At 64.8% G+C, this 23,747-nt stretch carries 20 protein-coding genes, 1 tRNA gene, 1 pseudogene and 1 other annotated feature; of the genes and pseudogenes, 12 read left to right on the top strand and 10 right to left on the bottom strand.

Going from position 1 to position 23,747, the window contains the following annotated elements; genetic code table 11:
• Nucleotides 1-12: 12 nt before the first annotated feature.
• From QGV54_RS19840 to QGV54_RS13070, 5 genes and pseudogenes are all read left to right on the top strand, one after another.
• A pseudogene (locus tag QGV54_RS19840) lies at nt 13-150 on the top strand (copper chaperone PCu(A)C); the annotation flags it as partial.
• A gap of 46 nt (nt 151-196) precedes the next feature.
• A protein-coding gene (locus QGV54_RS13055; RefSeq protein ID WP_281019955.1) for an IS3 family transposase occupies nt 197-1,425 on the top strand; the annotation gives its coding sequence in 2 pieces (ribosomal slippage) (nt 197-488 and nt 488-1,425; 1,230 coding nt in all).
• Nucleotides 478-594, top strand: a sequence feature (AL1L pseudoknot). It overlaps the preceding gene by 117 nt.
• Nucleotides 1,426-1,728: 303 nt before the next feature.
• Nucleotides 1,729-2,433 carry a DUF3489 domain-containing protein gene (locus QGV54_RS13060; RefSeq protein ID WP_281019956.1) on the top strand — a complete coding sequence of 235 codons (705 nt, stop codon included), beginning with the start codon at nt 1,729-1,731 and terminating at the stop codon, nt 2,431-2,433.
• Nucleotides 2,430-2,912 (top strand): DUF2924 domain-containing protein, encoded by a 483-nt coding sequence (locus QGV54_RS13065; protein ID WP_281019957.1) that lies wholly within the window; start codon nt 2,430-2,432, stop codon nt 2,910-2,912. The genes QGV54_RS13060 and QGV54_RS13065 overlap by 4 nt, the downstream gene beginning before the upstream one ends.
• Entirely contained in the window at nt 2,909-4,696 is a 1,788-nt protein-coding gene (locus QGV54_RS13070; protein ID WP_281019958.1) for a recombinase family protein, read from the top strand. The genes QGV54_RS13065 and QGV54_RS13070 overlap by 4 nt, the downstream gene beginning before the upstream one ends.
• Nucleotides 4,697-4,894: 198 nt before the next feature.
• On the opposite strand, the gene QGV54_RS13075 is transcribed toward QGV54_RS13070, so the two are convergent.
• From QGV54_RS13075 to QGV54_RS13090, 4 genes are all read right to left on the bottom strand, one after another.
• Nucleotides 4,895-4,985 (bottom strand) — tRNA-Ser (locus QGV54_RS13075).
• Nucleotides 4,986-5,155: 170 nt separating this feature from the next.
• Nucleotides 5,156-5,923: an enoyl-CoA hydratase gene (locus tag QGV54_RS13080; RefSeq protein ID WP_281016405.1), complete on the bottom strand. Its 768-nt coding sequence runs from the start codon at nt 5,921-5,923 to the stop codon at nt 5,156-5,158.
• Between the two features lie 75 nt (nt 5,924-5,998).
• Nucleotides 5,999-7,057 (bottom strand): acyl-CoA dehydrogenase, encoded by a 1,059-nt coding sequence (locus QGV54_RS13085; protein ID WP_281016404.1) that lies wholly within the window; start codon nt 7,055-7,057, stop codon nt 5,999-6,001.
• Nucleotides 7,054-8,196: an acyl-CoA dehydrogenase family protein gene (locus QGV54_RS13090; protein WP_281016403.1), complete on the bottom strand. Its 1,143-nt coding sequence runs from the start codon at nt 8,194-8,196 to the stop codon at nt 7,054-7,056. The genes QGV54_RS13085 and QGV54_RS13090 overlap by 4 nt, the downstream gene beginning before the upstream one ends.
• Before the next feature lie 182 nt (nt 8,197-8,378).
• Between QGV54_RS13090 and QGV54_RS13095 the strand changes: the two genes are divergently transcribed.
• Genes QGV54_RS13095 through QGV54_RS13105 form a run of 3 tightly spaced genes read left to right on the top strand, consistent with a single transcriptional unit; the run spans nt 8,379 to nt 10,737 of the window.
• Nucleotides 8,379-10,046 (top strand): thiamine pyrophosphate-binding protein, encoded by a 1,668-nt coding sequence (locus QGV54_RS13095; protein ID WP_281016402.1) that lies wholly within the window; start codon nt 8,379-8,381, stop codon nt 10,044-10,046.
• Nucleotides 10,046-10,246, top strand: a complete 201-nt coding sequence (locus QGV54_RS13100; RefSeq protein ID WP_281016401.1) for a DUF1289 domain-containing protein — start codon at nt 10,046-10,048, stop codon at nt 10,244-10,246. Before QGV54_RS13095 ends, QGV54_RS13100 begins: the two co-directional genes overlap by 1 nt.
• Nucleotides 10,243-10,737 carry a thioesterase family protein gene (locus QGV54_RS13105; RefSeq protein WP_281016400.1) on the top strand — a complete coding sequence of 165 codons (495 nt, stop codon included), beginning with the start codon at nt 10,243-10,245 and terminating at the stop codon, nt 10,735-10,737. Before QGV54_RS13100 ends, QGV54_RS13105 begins: the two co-directional genes overlap by 4 nt.
• A 296-nt stretch (nt 10,738-11,033) precedes the next feature.
• On the opposite strand, the gene QGV54_RS13110 is transcribed toward QGV54_RS13105, so the two are convergent.
• Nucleotides 11,034-12,236 (bottom strand): aspartate transaminase, encoded by a 1,203-nt coding sequence (locus QGV54_RS13110; RefSeq protein ID WP_281016399.1) that lies wholly within the window; start codon nt 12,234-12,236, stop codon nt 11,034-11,036.
• A gap of 177 nt (nt 12,237-12,413) precedes the next feature.
• On the opposite strand from QGV54_RS13110, the gene QGV54_RS13115 reads away from it, so the two are divergent.
• A complete protein-coding gene (locus QGV54_RS13115; protein ID WP_281016398.1) occupies nt 12,414-13,439 on the top strand; it encodes an LLM class F420-dependent oxidoreductase in 1,026 nt (341 codons plus the stop codon).
• A gap of 312 nt (nt 13,440-13,751) precedes the next feature.
• Here the strand turns inward: QGV54_RS13115 and metH are convergent, their stop codons facing one another.
• Genes metH through QGV54_RS13130 form a run of 3 tightly spaced genes read right to left on the bottom strand, consistent with a single transcriptional unit; the run spans nt 13,752 to nt 19,191 of the window.
• Nucleotides 13,752-17,240: a methionine synthase gene (metH, locus tag QGV54_RS13120; RefSeq protein WP_281016397.1), complete on the bottom strand. Its 3,489-nt coding sequence runs from the start codon at nt 17,238-17,240 to the stop codon at nt 13,752-13,754.
• The gene (gene metF, locus QGV54_RS13125) at nt 17,237-18,160 is read right to left on the bottom strand and encodes a methylenetetrahydrofolate reductase [NAD(P)H] (protein ID WP_281016396.1); all 924 of its coding nucleotides are present in this window, start codon (nt 18,158-18,160) and stop codon (nt 17,237-17,239) included. The genes metH and metF overlap by 4 nt, the downstream gene beginning before the upstream one ends.
• Nucleotides 18,157-19,191, bottom strand: coding sequence for a metalloregulator ArsR/SmtB family transcription factor (locus tag QGV54_RS13130; protein ID WP_281016395.1), 1,035 nt, complete (start codon nt 19,189-19,191; stop codon nt 18,157-18,159). The genes metF and QGV54_RS13130 overlap by 4 nt, the downstream gene beginning before the upstream one ends.
• A 225-nt stretch (nt 19,192-19,416) precedes the next feature.
• Here QGV54_RS13130 and QGV54_RS13135 point away from each other — a divergent pair, with 225 nt between their 5' ends.
• From QGV54_RS13135 to QGV54_RS13145, 3 genes are read left to right on the top strand one after another with little or no spacing between them, the layout of a single operon-like run.
• Nucleotides 19,417-19,980, top strand: coding sequence for an ABC transporter substrate-binding protein (locus QGV54_RS13135; protein ID WP_281016394.1), 564 nt, complete (start codon nt 19,417-19,419; stop codon nt 19,978-19,980).
• 34 nt (nt 19,981-20,014) lie between these two features.
• Nucleotides 20,015-20,779 carry a Sir2 family NAD-dependent protein deacetylase gene (locus QGV54_RS13140; protein ID WP_348637697.1) on the top strand — a complete coding sequence of 255 codons (765 nt, stop codon included), beginning with the start codon at nt 20,015-20,017 and terminating at the stop codon, nt 20,777-20,779.
• Nucleotides 20,769-21,215, top strand: coding sequence for a GNAT family acetyltransferase (locus QGV54_RS13145; RefSeq protein ID WP_281016392.1), 447 nt, complete (start codon nt 20,769-20,771; stop codon nt 21,213-21,215). Before QGV54_RS13140 ends, QGV54_RS13145 begins: the two co-directional genes overlap by 11 nt.
• 25 nt (nt 21,216-21,240) lie before the next feature.
• On the opposite strand, the gene QGV54_RS13150 is transcribed toward QGV54_RS13145, so the two are convergent.
• Nucleotides 21,241-23,370, bottom strand: a complete 2,130-nt coding sequence (locus QGV54_RS13150; RefSeq protein ID WP_281016391.1) for a bifunctional (p)ppGpp synthetase/guanosine-3',5'-bis(diphosphate) 3'-pyrophosphohydrolase — start codon at nt 23,368-23,370, stop codon at nt 21,241-21,243.
• A 36-nt stretch (nt 23,371-23,406) separates the two neighbouring features.
• Complete coding sequence (rpoZ, locus tag QGV54_RS13155; protein WP_348637606.1) at nt 23,407-23,721, bottom strand: DNA-directed RNA polymerase subunit omega; 315 nt, start codon at nt 23,719-23,721, stop codon at nt 23,407-23,409.
• Nucleotides 23,722-23,747: the final 26 nt, after the last annotated feature.

Here is a 23,747-nt window from a genome sequence, read left to right on the forward strand (position 1 = left end):
TGGATTTACCTGATGCTCCTTTTCGTGATCGCGAGCGCTCCGGCATTTGCCGGACCGGATGATGTTGCCGTCGAGAACGCGTGGTCGCGCGCTTCCATAGTCACCAAGAGACCTGGCGTCGCCTATATGACGATCCGCAACAATGAACCGCCCCGGGATTGTCGGAGGCCCCAACTCCTGAGAAGAAGGGGCCATCATGAGCAGTACGACGAACAAGTTTTCACCTGAGGTGCGCGAGCGAGCCGTTCGGATGGTGAGGGAGCACCTTGACGAGTATCCGTCTCGGTGGGCGGCGATCACCTCCATTGCGGGCAAGATCGGCTGTGCGCCCTGGACGCTGTCGGGATGGGTCAAGAAGGCCGAGATCGATAACGGGGTTGTCGCCGGCGTCCCGAGTGATATCACCGAGAAGCTGAAGGCTCTGGAACGGGAGAACCGTGAACTCAGGCAGGCCAACGAGATCCTGCGGAAGGCGTCAGCATATTTCGCCCAGGCGGAGCTCGACCGCCCACTCAAGCGATGATCGCCTTCATCGACGATCATCGGGCGGAGTTCGGGGTCGAGCCGATTTGCAGGATGCTGCCGATTGCCCCTTCCACCTACTACGATCACCTGGCCCGGCGACGCGATCCGTCGCTGCTGTCTGAGCGTGCGAGGCGTGATCTCGCGTTGAAGGTCGAGGTCCGCCGGGTCTTCGAAGAGAGCTTCGGCGTTTACGGCGTGCGGAAGGTATGGCGGCAACTCCAGCGCGAGGGCCATGACGTCGCCCGCTGCACCGTCTCTCGTTTGATGCGGGAACTCGGGCTTCAGGGTGTCATTCGCGGCAAGACGATCCGGACGACGGTCGGCGACAAGGGGGCGCCGTGCCCGCTCGATCAGGTCAATCGACAGTTCCAGGCTCCGGCTCCCAACCGGCTATGGGTCTCCGACTTCACCTACGTCGCCACCTGGGCGGGCTTCGTCTATGTGGCGTTCGTGATCGACGTCTTCGCCCGGTACATCGTCGGCTGGCGCGTCAGTCGCACGGCGCACGCCAACTTCGTGCTCGACGCCCTGGAACAGGCGCTTCACGACAGACGGCCTACACATCGCAGTGGCCTGGTCCATCATAGCGACCGGGGAAGCCAGTATATCTCGATCAAATACACGGAGCGGCTGGCCGAGGCTGGGATCGAGCCGTCGGTAGGGAGCGTCGGCGACAGCTATGACAACGCCCTCGCCGAGACCATCAACGGCCTCTACAAAGCCGAGGTGATTCACCGCCGCGGACCATGGCGATCGTTCGAGGCCGTAGAGTTCGCCACTCTGGAATGGGTGGATTGGTTCAACAACCGGCGACTGCTGGAGCCGATCGGCAACATCCCGCCTGCTGAAGCCGAACAACGATACTACGCCATGCTGGACGAACAGAGCGTGGCGGCGTAACTCAAACCAAACGGCCTCCGGCAATCCCGGGGCGGTTCACGTGCCGATTGCCGAGTGACCTCAAATCATTGTTGGCAAATCAGCATCCCTGCCTGTCTCACCGAACTGAATTTCGGTCTGGACTGTCACACTCAGGCAAGCATTGCTTGGCCTGCGGAGTTGACCATCCCCTGAGCCCTCGTTCGACCTCCCCTGTGCAGGCCCTGACCGACCGATCGGCAGGGCCCTGGGTCGTGGGAGGCGTATCGGCTGACCACTGAGGTCCCGCCGATCGAAACGCCTCCCTGACCCAGGGAGGCTCTCATGTTCCACCTCACCGACACCCAGCTCGTCATCCTGTCTAACGCCGCACAGGCAGAGGGTGGCTTCGTCCTGCCACTGCCCAACTGCCTGACCATCAACGGAGGCGCCATCGCGTCGGTGCTCTCGAGCCTGCTTCGCAAGGGTCTGGTCGAAGAGCGCCCACTGCAAGGGAAGGGAATAGCAAGCGCCGGATTGCATGCTACCGGTTCTGTTCAAATTGGTGCCTGTCATGGCCAAGACCGGGTCTGGCGCAGTGATAAGGACGGCAACAGGTTTGCCCTCGCCATCACCCGCGCTGGCCTGGACGCCATCGGTGTCGATGCCGACGATGACGAGGGTACCAGCACTGGAGAGGTGGGAGCCGGCTCCCCCAGTGGCTCCGTGCCTGACGCCTCTGGCGCAGAACCTCCGCAAGATGCTGATACCAAGCACGCTTGCGTTGGTGTCGCGGAGACCAGTGAGCGGGCAGCATCGGGTCGAGCTGGTGGTAAGAACACCATCCGCCCAGGCACCCGCCAGTCCCTGCTGGTCGACCTGCTCCGACGCGACGGTGGTGCCAGCCTCGACGAACTGGTGCAGGCCACCGGCTGGCAACAGCACTCCGTGCGTGGCGCCATCAGCAGCATCGTCCGCAAGAAGCTCGGGCTCAAAGTGATGTCGGAGAAGGTGGAAGGCCGTGGCCGTGTCTACCGGATCATCCCGTGAGCAGGCGGTCGGCAAAGCGGCAGGGCAAGGTCTCGCACAAGGATCTCGATGCCCTGTCCGGTCTCGACAAGTCCGAGCTTCACATACGCTGGGAAGAGGCCTTCAGCCATCCACCGCCGAAGTACATGCGCAGGAATATCCTCGTGCGTGCCGTGGCACACGAGACGCAGCTGGAAGCAGCGGGCGGAGTGCCTGCTGTCCTTGTCCGTCAGCTGGAACGGGCGGCAAGGTCCATGCGTGATGGCAAGACGTCTACGTCTGCCAGCGATCACCATCGTTCCGCATCCGCCGTGACCATCAAGCCCGGCACCCGCCTGCTGCGTGACTGGCAGGACGTCACCCACGAGGTGATCATCCTCGAGAAGGGCGTCCAGTACCGAGGCCGGGAATGGTCCTCCCTCTCTGCCGTCGCTCGCGAGATCACCGGCACCCGCTGGTCCGGCCCCCGGTTCTTCGGCCTGAAGGGTCAGAAGACATGACTGTCACTGGTGACAAGGGAAGCAAACGCAGAAGGACCGAGAACTCGGTCCGGCGCTGTGCGGTCTATACCCGCAAGTCCACCGAGGACGGACTGGACCAGGACTTCAACTCCCTGCATGCCCAGCGCGAAGCCTGCGAGGCCTATGTCCGCAGCCAGGTCGGCGAAGGCTGGAAGCTGCTGCCCGACCTCTATGATGATGGCGGCTTCTCCGGCGGCACCATGGATCGCCCGGCCCTGGCCCGCCTGCTGGCGGATATCGAGGCACAGAAGATCGACACCATCATCGTCTACAAGGTCGATCGCCTGACGCGCTCGCTGGCCGACTTCTCGCGCATCGTCGATGTGCTGGATGCGCATGATGTCTCCTTCGTCTCCATCACCCAGCAGTTCAACACCACCACCTCCATGGGAAGGCTGACCCTCAACATGCTGCTGTCCTTCGCCCAGTTCGAGCGCGAGGTCACGGGAGAGCGCATCCGCGACAAGATCGCCGCCTCCAAGCGCAAGGGCATGTGGATGGGCGGCTTCGTACCGCTCGGCTACGAGCCCGATGGCAGGACCCTCACCATCAACGAGGAGGAAGCAGGAACAGTCAGAAAGGTCTTCGAGCTTTATCTCGAACTGGGGAATGTCCGGCATGTGAAGCAAGCTGCCGATGACCTTGGGCTCACCACCAAGGTCAGGCGCAGGGGAGTTGGTGAAAGCGAGGACAAGGCGGAAGGGCCGATAGAGAACGATGCACCCGCATCGAAGCGGTCAGGTGGCGGGCGTCCGCTGTCGCGGGGTTACATCTACAAGCTGCTGGGCAATCCGCTCTACATTGGCTGCATCGCTCACAAGGGCGAGATACACGAGGGGCTGCATCCAGCCATCATCGACCTGACCACATGGGACGCCGTACAGCAGAAGCTGATCTCCAACCGGGGGCGGAAGCGCAGCATGCCCTCCCGCAGGACGGAACCCAGCCCGCTGATGGGCAAGCTGTTCGATTCCGATGGCCGTCCCCTGACACCCAGTCATGCGGTGAAGTCCGGCAGGCGCTATCGCTATTACGTCTCACGGCACCTGGTGAATGGCACCGTGGGGGAGAGCACCACCGATAGCGGCTGGAGACTCCCGGCACGGGAGATCGAGCGGATCACCGCTGATGCCATCACGGCACTGATCAGCAACCCGGCACGGCTGGCAGAGGCTGCACGGGACAGCGGCATCCCCGCAGACCGGATCGGCGCGCTACTGGGCAAGGTCTCCGAAAGCACCAACCCGGGCACGGGGAACGCCACCAGCCATCCAAGCTCTATCGGAATCAGGAATCATCCTCACGTTCTCGTGGACCGTGTCGTGCTCGGCAGCGACCGGATCGAGATCACGCTCGACCTGTCATCGATGACCGAACTGCCCGACACCACAATCACCCACCACATCCCGACCTGCATCCGAAAGCGCGGCGTCGAGATGCGGCTGGTGCTTGATGGACCCAACAAGGGAGAGGCACCGGCAAATCCGGACCAACGCCTCATCCGCTGCGTCGTGCAGGCCCATGCCTGGTTCGACGACCTCAAGCAGGGCCGGGTGGCTACCCTCTCGGACATCGCCCGATTAGAAAGTGTCAGTGACCGCTACATCAGCCAGGTCCTGCCGCTGGCATTCCTTGCACCCGACATCACCGAGGCGATCCTTGACGGGCGACAGCCGCCGGAGCTCACCGCCGAGACGCTGATCAAGCGCATCGACCTGCCGCTGCACTGGGATGATCAGAGGGCATTGCTGGGCTTCAGCTGAGCCGCATACAATCAAACACCAAAGCGAACCGCTGAAACGCCGGTAGAGAAAAGCGACCCGGGCGCGTGGAGAATCGACACGCCAAAGCGTTCTCGGGTTCGCAGTTGGGGGTATCAAGGCGCGGAGCCCCGCAGAAGCCGGGGGTTCCGGGAGGCGGCCCATGATAACATAAATATATCAACAAAAACAAGGACTTGATGGCGGAGAGGATGGGATTCGAACCCACGAGGGAGGATTAGTCCCCACTCCCTTAGCAGGGGAGCGCCTTAAGCCACTCGGCCACCTCTCCACCGCCGGGTATAGACGGGGCGTGGCGACCTGTACAAGGGGTTTTTCCCGGTGTGGCGGATGCGGGCCTGATTGCTGTCGGATTGCCGCAGGGACGGCGGCCTTTCGCGCAGCCCGTGGTCCTGATCGCATCCTCTCCCCGGTTGCCCCGGCAGAGACAGGGACGTCAGGTCAGCCGCCCAGGAACCGCGTCAGATAGGTGCGGGGCTCCTCGCCGGCGTGGCTTTCCTCGAAAGCATCGATGGCGGCGTTGATGGCGGCGTCGATGGGCATGTCCTGCCAGCTGCGGATCAGACGCTTCTGCATCCGCACCGCGTCGGGGGCCGACTGCATGATCGACTGCACCCAGGCCTCCACCTGCACATCAAGCTGCTCCGCCGGCACGACCTTCTGCACCAGACCGCAGACCATGGCCTCGGCGGCATCGATCATGTCCCCGGTCAGCAGGATCTCCGTCGCCTTGCCCCAGCCCATGAGGCGCGGCAGGAGGACAGCCTCGATGACGCTGGGCATGCCGACCCGGACTTCAGGCATGCCGAACTTCGCGCCCTCCGCCGCGACGCGGAAGTCGCAGACGGCGGCCAGTTCCAGCCCGGCGCCGAGGCAGAAGCCGTTGATGCGCCCGATCACCGGCACCGGAATGCGACGGATCTCGTCGATCGCCAGATGCAGGTTGGTGATGAAGGTGCGCGCGGTGTGCCGGTCGAGCTGTGCCATCTCGCGGATATCCGCACCGCCGACGAAGGCCTTGCCGGCCGCGGTCAGCACGACGGCCCGCAGGCTGTCATCGCGGGCAAGATCATAGGCCGCCGCCTGCAGTTCGCCGTTCATGGCCGTGGACATGGCGTTCAGCTTGGTCGGCCTGTCGAGCGTGATCGTGGCGATCGTGCCCCCGTCCCGTTCATCGCGGGTGACGGTGATGAATTCGAAACTGTCCATGCTTTCTCTATTCTCCGTAACCACAGCCGCCAAGGATCACAGCCGCGCGCCCTGTCCTGGCCCGAAACACCTGTCCTAGCCCGAAACGATATCCGCCCAGAAATTCTCCACCCCGCGGTCCACCGCACGGGTGCCGAGCCTGCGTGCCCAGAACCGGGCCCCGCCGAACTCGGAGCGCCACGACCAGAGCCTGCGGGTCGCGAAATGCAGGCTGTGCTCATAGGTGAAGCCGATGGCGCCATGGGTCTGGTGACCGACGGTCGCCCCGACACCCGCAGCTTCGGATGTACGGGCCTTGGCGGCGGCGATCTGCCATTCCGGGTTCTGCCCTGCGTCCAGCGCGGCAAAGGGAGCCTCCGCGATCACACCGGACGATGCGGCCTCGCCGGCCATGCGCGACAGCTCCTGCTGGATCGCCTGGAACTTGCCCAGCGGCTTGCCGAACTGCGTCCGCTCGTTGGCGTACTGCACCGTCTGGGTCAGCACCTTGTCCATCGCCCCGGCGATCTGGGCGGCGCGAACCATCGCGCCATACTGCAGGATGACATCCCGTGGCAGGTCGTTGGGCAGATGCGCCACGCGCACCGGCGCGCCGTCGAAGCTGACATCGTCGCGCGGCTCCCGCGCCATGTTCTGGCTGGCGGAGATGTCACGGGCGTCCGACAGGCGGACCGCACCGACCATCACACCGCCATCCTGCGCGGCAACGACCAGGGCCGTTTCCGCCTTCGAGGCCCAGGGCACGCGGGCCACGGTTCCCGAAAGCTTCGCCGAGCCGCCGTCGCCCGCGATGGTGAGGCTGCCGTCGCTGCCATCGATGATGGTCGCCATGCCTTCAGGCACCGGCAGTCCGGCCCGTTCCGCCAGCCAACTCGCCAGGATGGTCTCGGCCAGCGGGACCGGCGCGGAATGGAACCCGGCGGCGGACAGCAGCACATGCGCATCGCGCCATTCGCCGCCGACACCGCCGTTCTCCTCCGACACCAGCGGCCGGGTCAGGCCCTGGGCCTCGACCTCCGCCCAGATGCCGCCATCGTCACCGGTCTCGTCGAACCGGGTGAGCAGTTCGCGGGTCACGCGATCACCGAACAGGCCATTGACGCTGTCGGTCAGGATATTGCGAAGTTCACTCATCTGAGGCCAAGCCCCCGTGCAATGATGCCGCGCAGGATCTCTCGGGTACCGCCGCGCAGGCTGAAGGATGGGGCTTCCATGGTCAGGAACGCGAGCACCTGCTGGAAGTTGTCGCCGCCCATCAGGGTCGGTTCCTCCTCCACCAGACGCGCGGCGATCTCCGGAATCGACTGTTCGAACACACCGCCGACATCCTTCACCACGCTGGCCTCCAGCGAGGGATTCTCGCCACGCTGCAGCTTGCCCGCGACCGACAGGGACATGCGGCGGAGCGTCATGGCATGGGCCGACAGGCGCCCCACTTCCTCCACCATCGCCGGATCACGGCTCTGCGCCGCGACACCCAGCAATTCCAGGATCAGCTGGATGCAGCTCAGGTAGCGCTCCGGCCCGCTGCGCTCGAACGCCAGTTCCGCCACCACCTGGTTCCAGCCGCCGCCCGGCTTGCCCACCAGACGGTCATCCGGCACGAACACGTCGTCGAAGACACACTGGTTGAAATGGTGGTTGCCGGCCAGGTTGATGATCGGGCTGACGGTCAGCCCCGGCGACTTCATGTCGACGATGAACTGGGTCAGGCCCCCATGCTTGTCCTCCGCGTCCGTGCGGAGCAGGGCAATCATGTAGTGGGCGAGATGGGCGCTGGAGGTCCAGACCTTGGTGCCATTGACCTTCCAGCCGCCGTCGACCTTCTCCGCCTTCGTGCGCGTGGCGGCGAGATCGGAGCCGGAGTCCGGTTCGGACATGCCGATGCAGAAGCAGGCATTGCCGCTGATGATCTGCGGCAGGAAGAACTTCCGCTGCTCCTCGGTACCGAAACGCAGCAGCAGGGGACCGCTCTGGCGGTCGGCAACCCAGTGGGCCTGCACCGGCGCGCCTGCGGCCAGCATCTCCTCCATGACCACATAGCGTTCGAAGAAGGTGCGGCCACCGCCACCATACTCCGTTGGCCAGGTCATGCCGAGCCAGCCCTTCTCCCCCACCTTGCGGCTGAAGTCCTGATCGTGGCCCATCCAGTTCCAGGCCCGGTCCACGGGGCGCTTGTCCTTCAGCGCCTCGGCCAGAAAGGCCCGCACCTCGGGCCGCAAGGCCTCGGCTTCCGGCGGTAATGTGGCCGGTTCGAAATTGAAGAAACCCATCGTCACGCTCCCCGTTGTCTGGGCTGAACCTAGCAGTCACCCGCATACGGTCAATTGCCTCCGGTGGATGACAGGCATGACCCGCCCTGGCCGTCGCATGTTGCACCGACAGGCCGAAAACCATAGCGTCCGACAAACAGCCTGTCCGGGACGGGCAGCAGCCTTTGGGGGGAGCGCATCACATGGCCACGAATCACAGGACGGGCGGGCAACTGCTGGTCGACAGCCTGGCGAAGCACGGGGCGGATCTGGCGTTCTGCGTCCCCGGCGAAAGCTATCTCGCCGCGCTTGATGCCCTCTACGACCAGCCTTCCATCCGGCTGATCACCTGTCGCCAGGAAGGTGGCGCGGCGATGATGGCGGAGGCCTATGGCAAGCTGACGGGCCGCCCCGGCATCTGTTTCGTCACCCGCGGCCCGGGTGCCACCAATGCCTCCCCCGGTCTGCACATCGCGTTTCAGGACTCGTCACCGATGATCCTGTTCATCGGCCAGGTAGCGCGGGAGCAGGTGGATCGGGAAGCGTTTCAGGAAATCGACTACCGGCGGCTGTTCGAACAGCTGACCAAATGGACCGGCCAGATCGAGGATGCGGTCCGGGTGCCGGAATATGTCAGCCGCGCGTTTCACAATGCCACAGCCGGCCGCCCCGGCCCGGTGGCCCTTGCCCTGCCGGAAGACATGCTGCGGGACGCGGTGGAGGCGGCGGTCGGCACCCCGTGGCGCACCCCGGAGATCGCACCGACGCCAGAGGACATGAAACGGTTCGAGGAAATGCTGGCGGGGTCGGAGCGGCCCGTGATGATCGTCGGCGGGTCGCGCTGGTCACAGGACACGGCGGACCGGCTGGCCGCCTTCTGCGCCGCCAACGACATGCCGGTCTGCACGTCGTTCCGCTGTCAGGACTTCATCGACAATACGGCACCGGCCTACATGGGCGTCTCCGGCATCGGGCCTGACCCGGAACTGGTGCGCCGCATCACCACCGCCGACCTGGTTATCTGTGTCGGCGCGCGGCTGGGGGAAATGACCACCGGACGCTACAGCCACTTCGACATTCCGCGCCCGAAGCAGACACTGATTCACGTCTATCCGGATCCGGAGGAGATCGGCCGGGTCTACCAGGCCGATCTGGGGCTGGTCGCCACCCCCGCCGCCTTCGCCCGCGCCGTGGAGGGCATGGCTGTCCGCGCGGACAGGGGCGTGATCGCGGAGGCGCATCAGCGGTTCCTCGAATGGTCCACGCCGATCCCCATGGCCGGTGACGTGCAACTGGCGGAGATCATTCACCACATCTCCGAGAACCTGCCCCCGGACACGATCGTCACCAACGGCGGCGGCAACTGCATCACCTGGGTGCACCGTTTCATGCGCCACAAGCGCTGGCGCACCCAGCTGGCCCCCACCTCCGGCTCCATGGGCTATGGCGTGCCCTCCGCCGTGGCGGCGAAGCTGACCCACCCCGACCGCCATGTCATCAGCTTCTCCGGCGACGGCTGCTTCATGATGAACGGGCAGGAGTTCGCGACAGCCGTGCAGTACGATCTGCCCATCGTCTTCATCGTCGTGAACAACGGCATGTACGGCACCATCCGCATGCACCAGGAACGGGACTACACCGGCCGCGAGATCGCGACGGAACTGAAGAACCCGAACTTCGCCGCCATCGCCCACGCCTATGGCATGGACGGGACCGTGGTGGAGAAGACGGAAGACTTCTTCCCCGCGCTGGAGAAAGGGCTGGCCGCAAGCGGACCGAGCCTGATCGAGATCCGCATCGACCCGGACGTGCTGTCCCCCACGGCCACCATCTCCGGCCTGCGGGCGAAGGCGGGAATGGACAAGGGCTGATGGCGCGCGCCACCGTCCCCTCCCCCTGCATCTCCGTCTGCATTCTCGATCCCGGTCGGGACATGTGCATCGGTTGCTACCGCAACCGCGCCGAGATCGGTGAATGGTCCCGTGCCGACGACGACCGCCGCTGGGAGATTGCACAACAGGCGGAGGCCCGTCGTATCGCGCTGACTGCGGAAAAGGAGAAACGCGCATGATCCCTATCACCGCACCCTTCGAGATCCATACCGACCATGTCCGGCCCGAGTGGATCGACCACAATGGCCACATGAACATGGGCTATTACATGGTCGTGTTCGACCATGCGACCGACGCCTTTCTCGACGCCTGCGGCCTGACCCCGGCCCACCGGGAGGCGGAGCAGGTCAGCACCTTCTCGCTGGAGGCCCACATCAACTACCTGCAGGAAGTGCGGGAGGGTGATCCGCTGACGTTCCGCACCACCCTGCTGGGCCACGATGCGAAGCGCATCCATTACATCCACGAGATGATCCACGGCAGGGAAGGCTTTCGCGCCGCCACCAACGAACTGATGTCGCTGCATGTCAGCCGCGCCACCCGCCGCACCGCGCCCATGGCCGATGTGGTCCAGCAGCGTCTGGCGGAAATTGCGGAAGTCCACGGCAAGCTGACACCCCCGCCGGAAGCCGGACGCCACATCGGTCTCAACCAGCGCCGGAAGGGATAGGGTACCGCCGATCGGGCCGCCGCCACACCACCTCACGCCGCACCCGGGCTCGACCCAGGTATCCGGTCTCTGACACCTGAGCGGCAATGCTGGGCCGCCGGATCAAGTCCGGCGGCGACGTCAGTGTGGGTGGCGGGCATGGCTGGCCTGACGTGTATCTCCACACCATCCCACGCCTCACCCGGGCTTGACCCGGGTGTCCAGTCTCCCACCTGTGCGCAGCACCGCTGGGCCGCCGGATCGAGTCCGGCGGCGACGTCGTTGTGGGTGGCAGCTCTCGTTTGAGGAAAGTGGCCTCAGACCAGCGCGGCGCAGGCTTTCTGGATGCGGGAACAGGCTTCCGTCAGGGCTTCCGTCGAGGTCGCGTAGGAGATGCGGAAATGCGGGGCGAGGCCGAAGGCTTCACCCTGCACGCAGGCCACACCGACGCTTTCCAGCAGGTAGGTAACGAAATCGGTATCGGTCTCGATCACCTTGCCCTCCGGCGTCTTCTTGCCGATGCAACCGGCGCAGGACGGATAGACGTAGAAGGCCCCTTCCGGCGTCGGGCAGTGCAGCCCCTCCGCCGCGTTCAGCATTTCCACGACCAGATTGCGGCGCTGCTCGAAGACCTTGCGGCGTTCGCTGATGAAGTCCTGCGGCCCGTTCAGGGCCTCCACCGCCGCGGCCTGGCTGACCGATGAGGGATTGGAGGTCGACTGCGACTGGATCTTGCCCATGGCCTTGATCAGTTCCACGGGACCGGCGGCATAGCCGATGCGCCAGCCGGTCATGGCATAGGCCTTGGAGACACCGTTCACCGTCAGGGTGCGATCCTTAAGTTCCGGCACCACCTGGGCGATGGTCGTGAACTCGAAGTCGTCATAGACGAGGTGTTCGTACATGTCGTCGGTCATGACCCAGACATGCGGATGCCGCTTCAGCACCTCCCCCAGGGCCGCCAGTTCGTCACGGGTGTAACCGGCACCGGAGGGGTTGGAGGGGCTGTTCATGATCAGCCACTTGGTCTTCGGCGTGATCGCTTCCTCCAGCACCTCGGGGCGCAGCTTGAAGCCCTCGTTGGCGCCGGCAGAGGCAAAGGTAGGGGTTCCGCCGGCCAGCAGCACCATGTCCGGGTAGGACACCCAGTAGGGGGCCGGGATCAGGACCTCGTCACCCTCGTTCATGGTCGCCATCAGCGCGTTGTAGAGAATCTGCTTGCCGCCAGTGCCGACGGTGATCTGGCTGGTTTCGTAGTCCAGCCCGTTCTCCCGCTTGAACTTGGCAACGATGGCCTGCTTCAGCGCGGGCGTGCCGTCCACGTCCGTGTACTTCGTCTGGCCTTCACGGATGGCGGCGATCGCCGCCTCCTTGATATTGTCCGGCGTATCGAAATCCGGTTCCCCGGCACCAAGCCCGATCACGTCCTTGCCCGCCGCTTTCAGCTCACGGGCCTTGGCAGTGACCGCGATGGTCGGCGATGGCTTGATGCGGCTGAGGGAAGAGGCGAGGATGGACATGTTCTTGCTCCATGGTCCGTGGACCGCACCCGCGCAGACCTTGCACCGGGCGCGACGCGGCATCACCGCGCGGCGGGACCGTACGCCTGTGCAGTGCAGCATTCAAGCTTGCAGCCTGCAGGAAATGCAGTCGCTGAGCCGCGACAGAACGGCAATCGGCCGGGGAGGGCCAGGTACATGTCACTGAAACTGGGACTGATGACCGGATACTGGGGTGCGGAACCGCCCGCCAACATCATCGGCACGGCGCAACAGGCGGAGAAGCTGGGCTACTGGGGATTCTTCACGGCGGAAGCCTATGGCTCCGACGCCCTGACGCCCCTCGCCTGGGTCGGCGCGCATACCAGCACCATCAAGCTCGGCACGGCCATCGTGCAGATTTCAGCCCGTACACCGACCGCCACGGCGATGCATGCCCTGACGCTGGATCACCTGAGCCAGGGTCGCATGATCCTCGGCCTCGGGGTCTCGGGTCCGCAGGTGGTGGAGGGGTGGTACGGCCAGCCTTTCGCCAAGCCCCTGTCCCGCACCCGCGAATATATCTCGATCATCCGCCAGGTGCTGGAGCGCCAGCAGCCGGTGGTCGGCCCCGGCCCCCATTACACGCTGCCCTACCCGGCGGACGCACCCGGCAGTTGGGGTCTGGGCAAGCCGCTGAAACCGATCACCCATCCGCTGCGCGCCAATCTGCCGATCTTTCTGGGTGCCGAGGGGCCGAAGAACGTCACCATGGCGGCAGAGACCTGTGATGGCTGGTATCCGCTCTATTACTCACCCTGGCGGCAGGAGGTCTATGCGGAGAACATCGCCAGCCGGCCGGAAGGGTTCGAGATCCTCTATCCGATGAAGCTGCATATCACGGACGATCTGGAGGCCGGACGGCTGGAGGTGAAGAAGAACCTCGCCCTCTACATCGGCGGCATGGGGGCGAAGGACCGCAACTTCCACAACGAACTGATCGTCCGCATGGGCTACGCCGACGCCGCCCGCAAGATCCAGGACCTCTTTCTGGACGGCAAGAAGCGGGAGGCGGTGGCCGCAGTCCCTGACGAACTGGTGGACGAGATTGCGCTGGTCGGACCGAAGGATCGGATTCGCCAGCAACTCGCCGCCTGGGACGACAGCCCCGTCACCGGCCTGATGGTCTGGCCAAAGGCGGAGGGCGATCTGGAGACCTTCGCCGAACTGCTGCTGGACCGGTAGCGGCCCTTCGCGGTCCGCAACTCGGGTCCTCGGGAGTCGTTAGAGGTGGAGAGGATGACCCGACGGTCCCACTTTCCACCTCGCAGTGCCCGGGCTTGACCCGGGTACCCAGCAGCGCCGCGCAAGCGTGGGAGACTGGGCTCGCGGATCAAGTCCGCGAGCGTCGCGAAGGGGCGAAGTCGGGAACCACATCTCCATCCCACCGACGCCGTGCCCGGACTTGATCCGGGCACCCATGGTGCCGCGCAAACGTGGGCGTCCGGGCTCGCGGATCAGGTCCGCGAGCGTCAGAGCAGGAGTGGGAGCGTCGGGTCAGACCGAGAAGTACTTCGCCTGCGGATGCAGAACCACAATCGCTGAAGTCGACTGCTCCGGATGCAGCTGGCCTTCCTCCGCCACCTCCACGCCGATGGCTGATGCGCCGACGAGGTCCAGGATAGCGGCCTGATCCTCCAGATTCGGGCAGGCCGGGTAGCCGAAGGAATAGCGGGAGCCGCGATAGCCCTGCTTGAGCAGGGCGTGCGGGTCCGTCGCGTCCTCCGACCCGAAACCAAGTTCGGACCGGATGCGCGCATGGACCATCTCGGCCATCGCCTCTGCCATTTCGACCGACAGGCCGTGCAGGTAGAGGTAGTCCTGATACTTGTCCTGCGCGAACCATTCCCGTGCCACGTCGGAGGCGCGGGTGCCCATGGTGACGAGCTGCAGCCCGATCACGTCCCGGCGCCCCGTCTCCGCCTCCGGATAGAAATCGGCGATGCAGAGTCCCCCTTCCCGGTTCTGCCGGGGCAGGGAGAAACGGGCGACTTCCTTCTCCGATTCCGGGTCGAACAGCACCAGATCATCGCGTTCGCTGGCGGCGGGCCAGTATCCATAGGCCGCCTTCGGCGTCAGGATCTTCTCTTCCCGGCAGCGCGCCAGCATCTGATGCATGATCGGTCGGACTTCACGCTCCGCCCATTTCCGATAGTCCTCCCGGTCGCGCCCGGCCTTCCGGAAGCCCCACTGGAACTGGTACAGCATGGTCTCGTTCAGATAGGGCAGCAGCGCACGGGGATCGACGTGATCGATCCGGCGTCCGCCCCAGAACGGCGGCTTCGGCGGTACGTGATCCTGGTGCAGTTCTGCCCGCCGCAGGCTGATCTCCTCGAAGTCCACCGGCCGGGTGACACCTTCGGAGGGGCGACCGACGGCCTTGCGGGTGGAGGGTCGCGCCGCACGGGTCTCCGACGCGGATGCGACATGGTCGTCGAACGTGCCGGTGCCGATCAGGTCCATCATCTTCAGCCCGTCGAAGGCATCGCGGGCATAGGCAACCCTCTGGCCGCCATAGGCCTCCAGACAATCCTGCTCGACATATTTCCGGGTCAGCGCCGCACCGCCGAGGATGACCGGGATATCCAGCCCCTCTGCTGCCATCTGCTGCAGGTTCTCGCGCATGATGACGGTGGATTTCACCAGCAGGCCCGACATGCCGATGGCATCGGCCTTCTCCGCCTTCGCCGCATCGACGATGTTGTTCAGCGGCTGCTTGATCCCCAGGTTGACGACCCGGTAGCCGTTGTTGGTCAGGATGATATCGACGAGGTTCTTGCCGATGTCATGCACGTCACCCTTCACGGTGGCGAGGACGATGGTGCCCTTCTCCTGCCCCTTGATCTTCTCCATGTGCGGTTCCAGATGCGCCACCGCGGCCTTCATGACCTCGGCGGAGCGCAGCACGAACGGCAGCTGCATCTTCCCCGCACCGAACAGTTCACCCACCACCTTCATGCCACCCAGCAGGATGTTGTTGATGATGTCGAGCGGCGGATGGGTCTTCATGGCGGTGTCGAGATCTTCCGCAAGGCCCTGCCCGTCACCGTCGATGATCCGGTCCTTGAGCTGCTCTTCCACCGTCTCCGCCCGCTGTTTCACGGTCTTGGCGACCTTGCGGTCCTGAAACAGTTCCATGAAGGCTTCCAGAGGATCATAGCCTTCGGCACGGCGGTCGAAGATCAGGTCCTCCGCGGCCTTCACCTCGGCCTCCGGGATCTGGTGCAGCGGCACGATCTTCGACGCATGCAGGATCGCGGCGTTCAGCCCCCGCTTCATCGCGTGGTCCAGGAAGACCGAGTTCAGCACATGCCGCGCCGCCGCATTCAGGCCGAAGGAGATGTTGGAGAGGCCCAGCAGGATCTGGCAGTCGGGCAGTTCCTTCGATATCTGCTCGATGGCGTCCAGGGTCCAGAGGCCCAGCTTACGGTCATCCTCGTTGCCCGTGCAGATGGTGAAGGTCAGCGGGTCGATGATCAGGTCACTGGCCGGCAGCCCATGGCGGTTCACGGCGACATCGTGCAGCCGCTTCGCCACGCGCAGCTTGTCCTCGGCCCGCTTGGCCATGCCGTCCTCGTCGATGGTCAGGGCGATCATGGCCGCCCCGAAACGGCGCGCGAGGGTCAGCCGGGCGTCGGCCGGTTCCTCCCCGTCCTCGAAGTTGAAGGAATTGATGACCGCCTTGCCGCCATAGAGTTTCAGGGCGTGTTCCAGCACCGGCAGTTCGGTGGAATCGATCACCAGCGGTGCCGTCAGGCTGCCCCGCATGCGCGAGAGCAATGCCGTCATGTCGGCGATCTCGTCGCGCCCGACATAGGCGGCGCAGAGGTCGATGGCATGACTGCCCTCGCCTTCCTGATCACGGCCCATGGCGACACAGGCGTCGTAGTTCTCCGCCGCCTGCAGTTCCCGGAACTTGCGCGACCCGTTGGCGTTGCAGCGTTCCCCGATGGCCAGCACAGCATTTTCCTGGCGCAGCGGCGTCTGGGTGAAGAGTGATGCAATGGACGGCGTCCATTCGGGCGTGCGCGGGGCCGGTTCCGGACGACGGCGGTTGCGACCGAGATCGCTCAGCATCCGGTCCAGCGCCTGGATATGTTCCGGCGTGGTGCCGCAACAGCCACCAATCAGATTGACGCCAAAGTCCGAGACGAAGCGGCGCAGCCATTCGGCCAGTTCGTCCGGGCGCAGGGGATAGACCGTCTCCCCGTCGATCAGCTCCGGCAGTCCGGCGTTCGGCTGCACCGTGATCGGCACATCGACGCTTTCCGAGAGGAAGCGGACGTGCTCCATCATCTCCTTCGGGCCGGTGGCGCAGTTCAGACCGATGGCATCGACGCTCATCGCCTTCAGGATGGTCGCGGCGGCGGCAATGTCGGCGCCGACCAGCATCGTCCCCGTGGTCTCCACGGTGACCTGGACAATCACCGGCACATCGACACCGGCAGCCTTGCGCGCGTCCTTCGCGCCATTCACCGCCGCCTTGATCTGCAGCGGATCCTGGCAGGTCTCGATCAGAATGCCATCGACCCCGCCGGAGATCAGCCCATCGGCCTGCAGGCGATAGGCCGCCTCGAGATCGTCATAGGCGATATGGCCCAGGCTCGGCAGCTTGGTGCCGGGACCGATGGAGCCGAGCACGTAGAGGCGGACGCCATCCGCCTGCCGCGCCTCGTCCACCACCTCCCGCGCCAGCCGGGCAGCGCGCTGGTTCAGATCGAATGCCTCATCCGTCAGGTCGAACTCGCCCAGCGTGATGGGCGACGCGCCAAAGGTATTGGTCTGGATGATGTCGGAACCAGATTCGACGTAGCCACGGTGGATTTCCCGCACGATGTCGGGCCGGGTCCGGTTCAGGATCTCGGTGCAGTTTTCCTGCCCGCCGTAGTCGACTTCAATGTCCAGCCCCATGGCCTGCACACGGCTGCCCATGGCGCCGTCACAAAGCAGGACGTCGCTCTTCAGAGCCTCGATCAGATCACTCATGCCCGCGCCGATGCCTCCGTCCCGGAAAGTGCGATCCGGTCGCCGGTCTGCGCCACGTCAATCCGGCGGCAGACCTCCGTCACCATGTCGGACTGGTTCAGGGTATAGAAATGGAAGCCGGGAACACCGTGCCGGGCCAGCCGCTGACACAGTTCGGCGGCCAGATCGACGGCGACCCGCTGGCGATCCCTGCGGCTGTCGCCCGCCGCCTCGATCCGGCGCACGACGAAGTCCGGAATCACCGCGCCACAGCCGGCTGCAAAGCGCCGCAACTGCTCCAGATCACGGATCGGCAGGATGCCGGGCAGGATCGGCTGCCAGATGCCCCGCGCGGTCGCCGCATCGCGGAACCGCAGATAGGCATCCGCATCGAAGAAGAACTGCGTGATGGCACGGTTGGCTCCGGCGTCGAACTTGGACTTGAGGTTGTCCAGATCAGCGGCGCTGTCGCGGGAGTCGGGGTGAACCTCCGGGTAGGCCGCGACCGAGATGTCGAAGTCATGGATCCGCCGCAGGCCGGCCACCAGATCGGCGGCGTTGGCGTACCCTTCCGGGTGCGGGCGGTAGGTCGTGTCACCGTTCTGCGGATCGCCGCGCAGGGCGACGATGCGGCTGACACCGGCAGCCAGATAGTCACGCGCCACCGCGTCCACCGTTGCCTTCGACTGGGCCACGGCGGTCAGATGCGCGGCACCCTGGAGGCCGGTTGCGCCGCTGATGGCCTGGATGGTCTCCAGTGTGCCGGTCTGGGTCGTTCCCCCCGCACCATAGGTGACCGAGAAGAAGGCCGGTGCCGTGGTCGCAAGCTCCCGCGCGATGCGGGGCAGCTTTGCCGCCCCCTGTTCGGTCTTCGCCGGAAAGAACTCCAGCGAGATTTCCAGCGCGGGTCCGCTGGCGACATTCTTCATCAACATGCTCATGCCTCTTGATCCCCGGCAGCGCGGGTGGCGGACCAGAGTCCGACCGTCAGCGTCCTGCCCGGCAGGTGAAGGGTGTGTTCGGGTGTCAGGCCGGCCTCGGTGAACCAGGCCCGGATCTCGTCGTCGCCAAAGCCGAGGCGACGGTGTGCGTGTTCAGTGCGCAGGTCCTCCTGCGTGTGCGGCAGGAAATCGACGACGACCAGCCGTCCGCCGGACCGCAGCATCGACGCCGCGATGGCGACAAGCTGGCGCGGTTCGTCCATGAAATGCAGGACCTGATGCGCGGTGACCAGATCGAAGCTGCCTGGTGCGAAGGGCAGACGCAGGATGTCGCCCTGCCGCACCTGCACATGCTGATGTTCCGGCGTGTCCAGTGCTGCCCTGGCGATGGACAGCATCTCAGGGTTCAGATCAACGCCGACGGCACGTTCCACCCGCCCGGAAAGGACGGAGAGCAGCCGACCGGTGCCCGTGCCAAGGTCCAGCATGTCGTCGATGTCGTCGGTGCCCAGCACCGCATGCAGCGCGGTCTCCACCTCACGTTCGCTGACATGCAGCTTTCGCACTTCGTCCCAGCGGGCGGCGTTACGGCTGAAATAGTCCTGGGCACGGCTGGCGCGCTGCTGGCGGACATTGTCCAGGCGCACCAGCTCGGTGGCGAGATCCGGGTCGCCCTGTTCGATCAGGTCATCCAGCGCGCTGGCCAGAACAGCGTGCGCCCCGTCGAGGGAGAGCCGGTAGTAGACCCAGGCCCCTTCCCGCGCGCGTTCCAGCAGGCCGGCGTCGCAGAGAAGCTTCAGATGGCGTGAAACCCGCGGCTGGCTCTGGCCGAGGATCCAGACCAGTTCCGACACGGTCAGTTCCGACCGGCGGCAGAGCGCCAGCAGTTTCAGCCGGGTCTCGTCACTCGCCGCCTTCAGCGCCAGCACCAGATCCGCCATGGGCATGCTGCCACCCGTCCTGGGTGCCAGCGGCGCGGGCGACGGCGTGACGTTTCCGGAGTCGAGCCTGATATGTTTCTGTTCAGCCATGAAATCAGGATATGCACATTTCTTTATATTCACAAGAGCAATCCTGTGGCTCCAGCGCGACAGATCGGGTGTACCGGGCTTTTCAAGTGATCTCAGGTACGCCTCCGGGCCTCGCGGACCTTGACCTGACAGACCTGTTCGACGTTTCATCCGGCCCAGAACGGATCAGGGAATCATCGGACCATGACTCGAAATGCTCTCATTCGACCGCTGGCAATGGTGTTCATGACTTTCGCGCTGTTTGCCACCGCACCGGTCATGTCTGCGGAATCGCCGAAACAGATGGTCGAGCGGCTGGGCGGGACTGCGGTCATGATCCTGGCAGACCCGGATACAGACCCGAGCGCGCGGACGCAGAAATTCGCGGAACTGTTCACCAGGGGCTTCGATCTGCCACTGGTCGCCCGCATCGTGCTTGGCCGCTACTGGCGGGTGGCAACGCCGGAACAGAAGACCGAGTACGTCAGCCTGTTCGAGGACTATGTGATCAATACCTATGCGAACCGTCTGAATTCCTATGCCGGCCAGACCCTGCGCATCACCGGCGCCAACCCGATCAGCGACAATGAGACAATGGTGAGTTCGGTGATCGAACAGCCCCAGGGCGAGCCTGTGAAGGTCGACTGGCGGGTGCTGGATCGCGGCGGTGAACTGAAGATCGTCGATGTGCTGGTGGAAGGTGTCAGCATGGCGATCAGCCAGCGCTCGGAATTCGGCGCCGTCATTGCCAACAATGGCGGCAATGTCGAGGCCCTGCTGGTCAGGCTGCGCGCCCAGAACAGCAAGTAGTCCCGGAGAATTCCGGGAAGGGGGAGGCATGGCCATGGAAGGTTTCGCCAGTGCGGACGATGTTGCCGCGCTCCAGACCCTGATCAGGGATGCCAACCGGATCGTGTTCTTCACCGGGGCCGGAATCTCCACCGAGTCCGGCATTCCCGATTTCCGCAGTCCCGGCGGTCTCTGGACCAAGAACCAGCCCATCGACTTCGGCGACTTCATAGCGCGGGAGGACATGCGCCGCGAGTCATGGCGGCGCAAGTTCGCCATGGAGGAAACCTTCGCCAGTGCAACACCCAACCGGGGCCACCGGGCCGTGGAGAAACTGATCCGCGACGGCAAGGCCAGCGCCATCATCACCCAGAACGTCGATGGCCTGCATCAGGCCAGCGGCGTGCCGGACGAGAAGGTGATCGAGCTGCATGGCAACTCCACCTATGCCACCTGCCTGGACTGCGGGCTGCGTCACGAACTGGACCTGATCCGCAAACACTTCGAGGCAGACGGCACCCTGCCCCACTGCAGGAACTGCGGCGGCATCGTGAAGACGGCCACGATCTCCTTCGGACAGAGCATGCCGATCGCGGAGATGGAGCGGGCGGAGCGCGAAACGCTTGCCGCCGACCTCTGCATCGTTCTGGGATCGTCCCTCGTGGTCTATCCCGCTGCCGGATTCCCGCGACTGGCGAAGGAGAATGGCGCCGGGCTGGTCATCCTGAACCGCGACCCCACCGACCTGGACCGCTTTGCCGATCTGGTGCTGAACGCGGAGATCGGGCCTACCCTCGGCACCGCGGTCAATGTCAACTGAGCCAACGGACAGCGGTGCCATCCGCCCCTATCGGACCGACGACCGCGATCAGGTCATCGACCTCTGGACCGCCTGCGGTCTGACCCGGCCCTGGAACGATCCGGCAGCGGACATTCTGCGTTCGCTGGATACGGCGACATCGGAACTGTTCATCCACAGGGACGCGGATCGCATCACCGGGACCCTGATGGTCGGCTACGACGGCCATCGTGGCTGGATGTACTATCTGGCCGCTGACCCCGCGCAGCGCGGCAAGGGCATCGCAAGGGCGCTGGTCGCGGTGGCGGAGGACTTCCTGCGCGGCCAGGGCTGCCCCAAGGTCGAACTGATGGTGCGCACCGACAATACTGCGGCGCTGGGGTTCTACGACCGTCTCGGGTACGAGGCGCAGGACGTCACGGTTCGGGCGAAGTGGCTGAACGGCAACGCGCAGTAGCCGGTACCGCCAGGCAGGCGCTCGCCTACCCCCGCACCCGCTCCACCCGTGACATGCCGGGTTCGCCCGCCAGCGCGCTGATGATGTCCGTCAGGTGCTGCACGTCGCGCACTTCGATGTCGATCACCATGCGGAAGAAGTCGTCGGTGCGGCGGCTGGTGCTGATGTTGGCAATGTTGCCGTCCTGCTCCGCGATCAGGCTGGTGGTACGACTGAGCATGCCGCGGCGGTTGGCGATCTCCGCCTCGATCCGCGCCACGTAATTCTGCGACGCCGCCGCATCGCCGGTCCAGGCAGCGTCGAGCCAGCGTTCCGGCACGTCCTGATAGAGTTCCAGCGTGGCGCAATCGATGGCATGGACATGAATGCCCTTGCCCGCGTCATTGATACCGACGATCCGGTCGCCGGGGATCGGGTGGCAGCAGGTGGAGAAGGTGACACCGACGCCCGGCGTCAGCCCCCTGACGGGAACGGCATCATTCGCAACCGTCTTCTTCGGGCGGGCCAGGGAGCGCCGCCGCGAGCGTTCGCTCGGGTACAGCATACCCAGGACATCGCGGGAGGAAATCGTGCCGGTCCCGACGCCCTCGTAGAGCTCACCGAGGGAATCAAGCCGCAGGGATTGCAGCACGGTCTTCAGGTTCTTCGCCGTGGGCCTGCGGCGCGCCGCCTGGAACGTGGTGTCCAGCAGCCGACGCCCCACCTCCTGATGTTCCGCCCTCACCCTCTGGCGCGTGGCGCGGCGGATGGCGCTGCGGGCCTTGCCAGTGACGACGAATTCCTCCCAGAGCGGCTGCGGCGACTGCTCGGTGGAGGTCAGCACCTCGATCTGGTCGCCGTTGCGAAGCTGGGCATGCAGCGGCGCAACGCGACCGTTGACCTTCGCCCCGACACAGGTGTCGCCCAGATCGGTATGCACCGCATAGGCAAAGTCGACCGGCGTCGCACCGGCCGGCAACTGGATCAGCCGTCCCTTGGGGGAGAAGCAGAAGACCTGGTCGGCGTACATGTTCAGCTTCGAGTTCTCCAGGAACTCGTCGAAATCCGATGCCTCGTTCAGGATCTCCAGCAGTTCGCGCAACCAGCGTTCCTGCTCCGCGCTCGGCTGCGATCCCTTGCCGCCACCGGACTTGTAGTGCCAGTGCGCCGCAACACCGAACTCGGCGCGTTCATGCATCTCCCGGCTGCGGATCTGGATCTCCGTCCGGACCCCCTCCGGCCCCAGCACGACCGTATGCAGCGACTGGTAGCCATTGCGCTTCGGGATCGAGATGTAGTCATCGAACTGGTCCGGCACCATCGGATAGCGCTGATGGATCGCGCCCAGCATGCGATAGCAGGCATCCGCGTCGTCGACGATGATGCGGAAGGCATAGACATCGGCAAGCTGCTCGAACGTGATCCGCTTTTCCTGCAGCTTGCGCCAGATCGAGAAGTGGCGTTTCTCCCGCCCCTTGATCTCCGCGATCAGGCCGGTCGTCTTGACCGTCTCCTGCAAGGCGAGCTGCATGCGCAGGATCAGGTTGCCTGCCTGGCGCCGCAGTTGCTTCAGCCGCTCGTCGATCGAGTCCCAGGCCTTCTTGTCCAGAACCTGGAAGGACAGGTCCAGCAGCTCTTCCTTGATGTCGTTCATGCCGACGCGCTCGGCCAGCGGGGCGTAGATCTCCCGGGTTTCCAGGGCGATCCGTTGCGCCTTCTCCGGCTTCAGGTAACCGATCGTGCGCATGTTGTGCAGCCGGTCGGCCAGCTTCACCACCAGGACGCGGATGTCATCGGACATGGCCAGCAGCAGCTTGCGGAAATTCTCCGCCTGCTGGGTCTGATCCGACTTCAGTTCCATCTTGGAAAGCTTGGTGACGCCATCGACCAGTTGCGCCACATGCGGACCGAACTCACGCTCGATTTCCTCCGGCGTTGCCAGCGTATCCTCGATGGTGTCGTGCAACAGCGCGGTGACGATGGTCTCGGTATCCAGCCGGTAGTTGGTCAGGATTCCGGCGACCTCGACCGGGTGACTGAAATAGGGATCACCGGACGCGCGCTTCTGGCTGCCGTGCGCACGCACGGCAAAGACATAGGCCTTGTTGATCAGGTCTTCGCGGGCTTTCGGGTCATAGCTCAGGACCCGTTCCACCAGCTGCATCTGGCGCATCATGGGGCGAAGCCTATCGCATCACCCGATGCGGCGTCATCAGCCGCCGCTCTGGTCGCCTGCGGCCAGGGCAGCAAGTTCACGACGCATGCGTGTGGCAAGGTCGTCCTCTTCCGGCTCGTCGCGCTCCACATGGCGCTGGTAGCTGGCGATCAGGGCATCACCGAGTTCCTTGGTGCTGACCTTCTCCTCCGCGATCTCACGCAAGGCGACCACCGGGTTCTTGTCGTTGTCGCGCTCGACCAGAATTTCCGAGCCGCTCGAGATCGCGCGGGCACGCTGGGCGGCCAGCAGCACGAGATCGAAACGGTTCGAAACCTTGTCGATACAGTCTTCAACGGTAACGCGGGCCATGAAGGCACCTCCGGCACAGGTTGCGC

This window comes from Minwuia sp. IMCC3060, assembly GCF_029909435.1.
Classification (GTDB): Bacteria; Pseudomonadota; Alphaproteobacteria; order Minwuiales; family Minwuiaceae; genus Minwuia.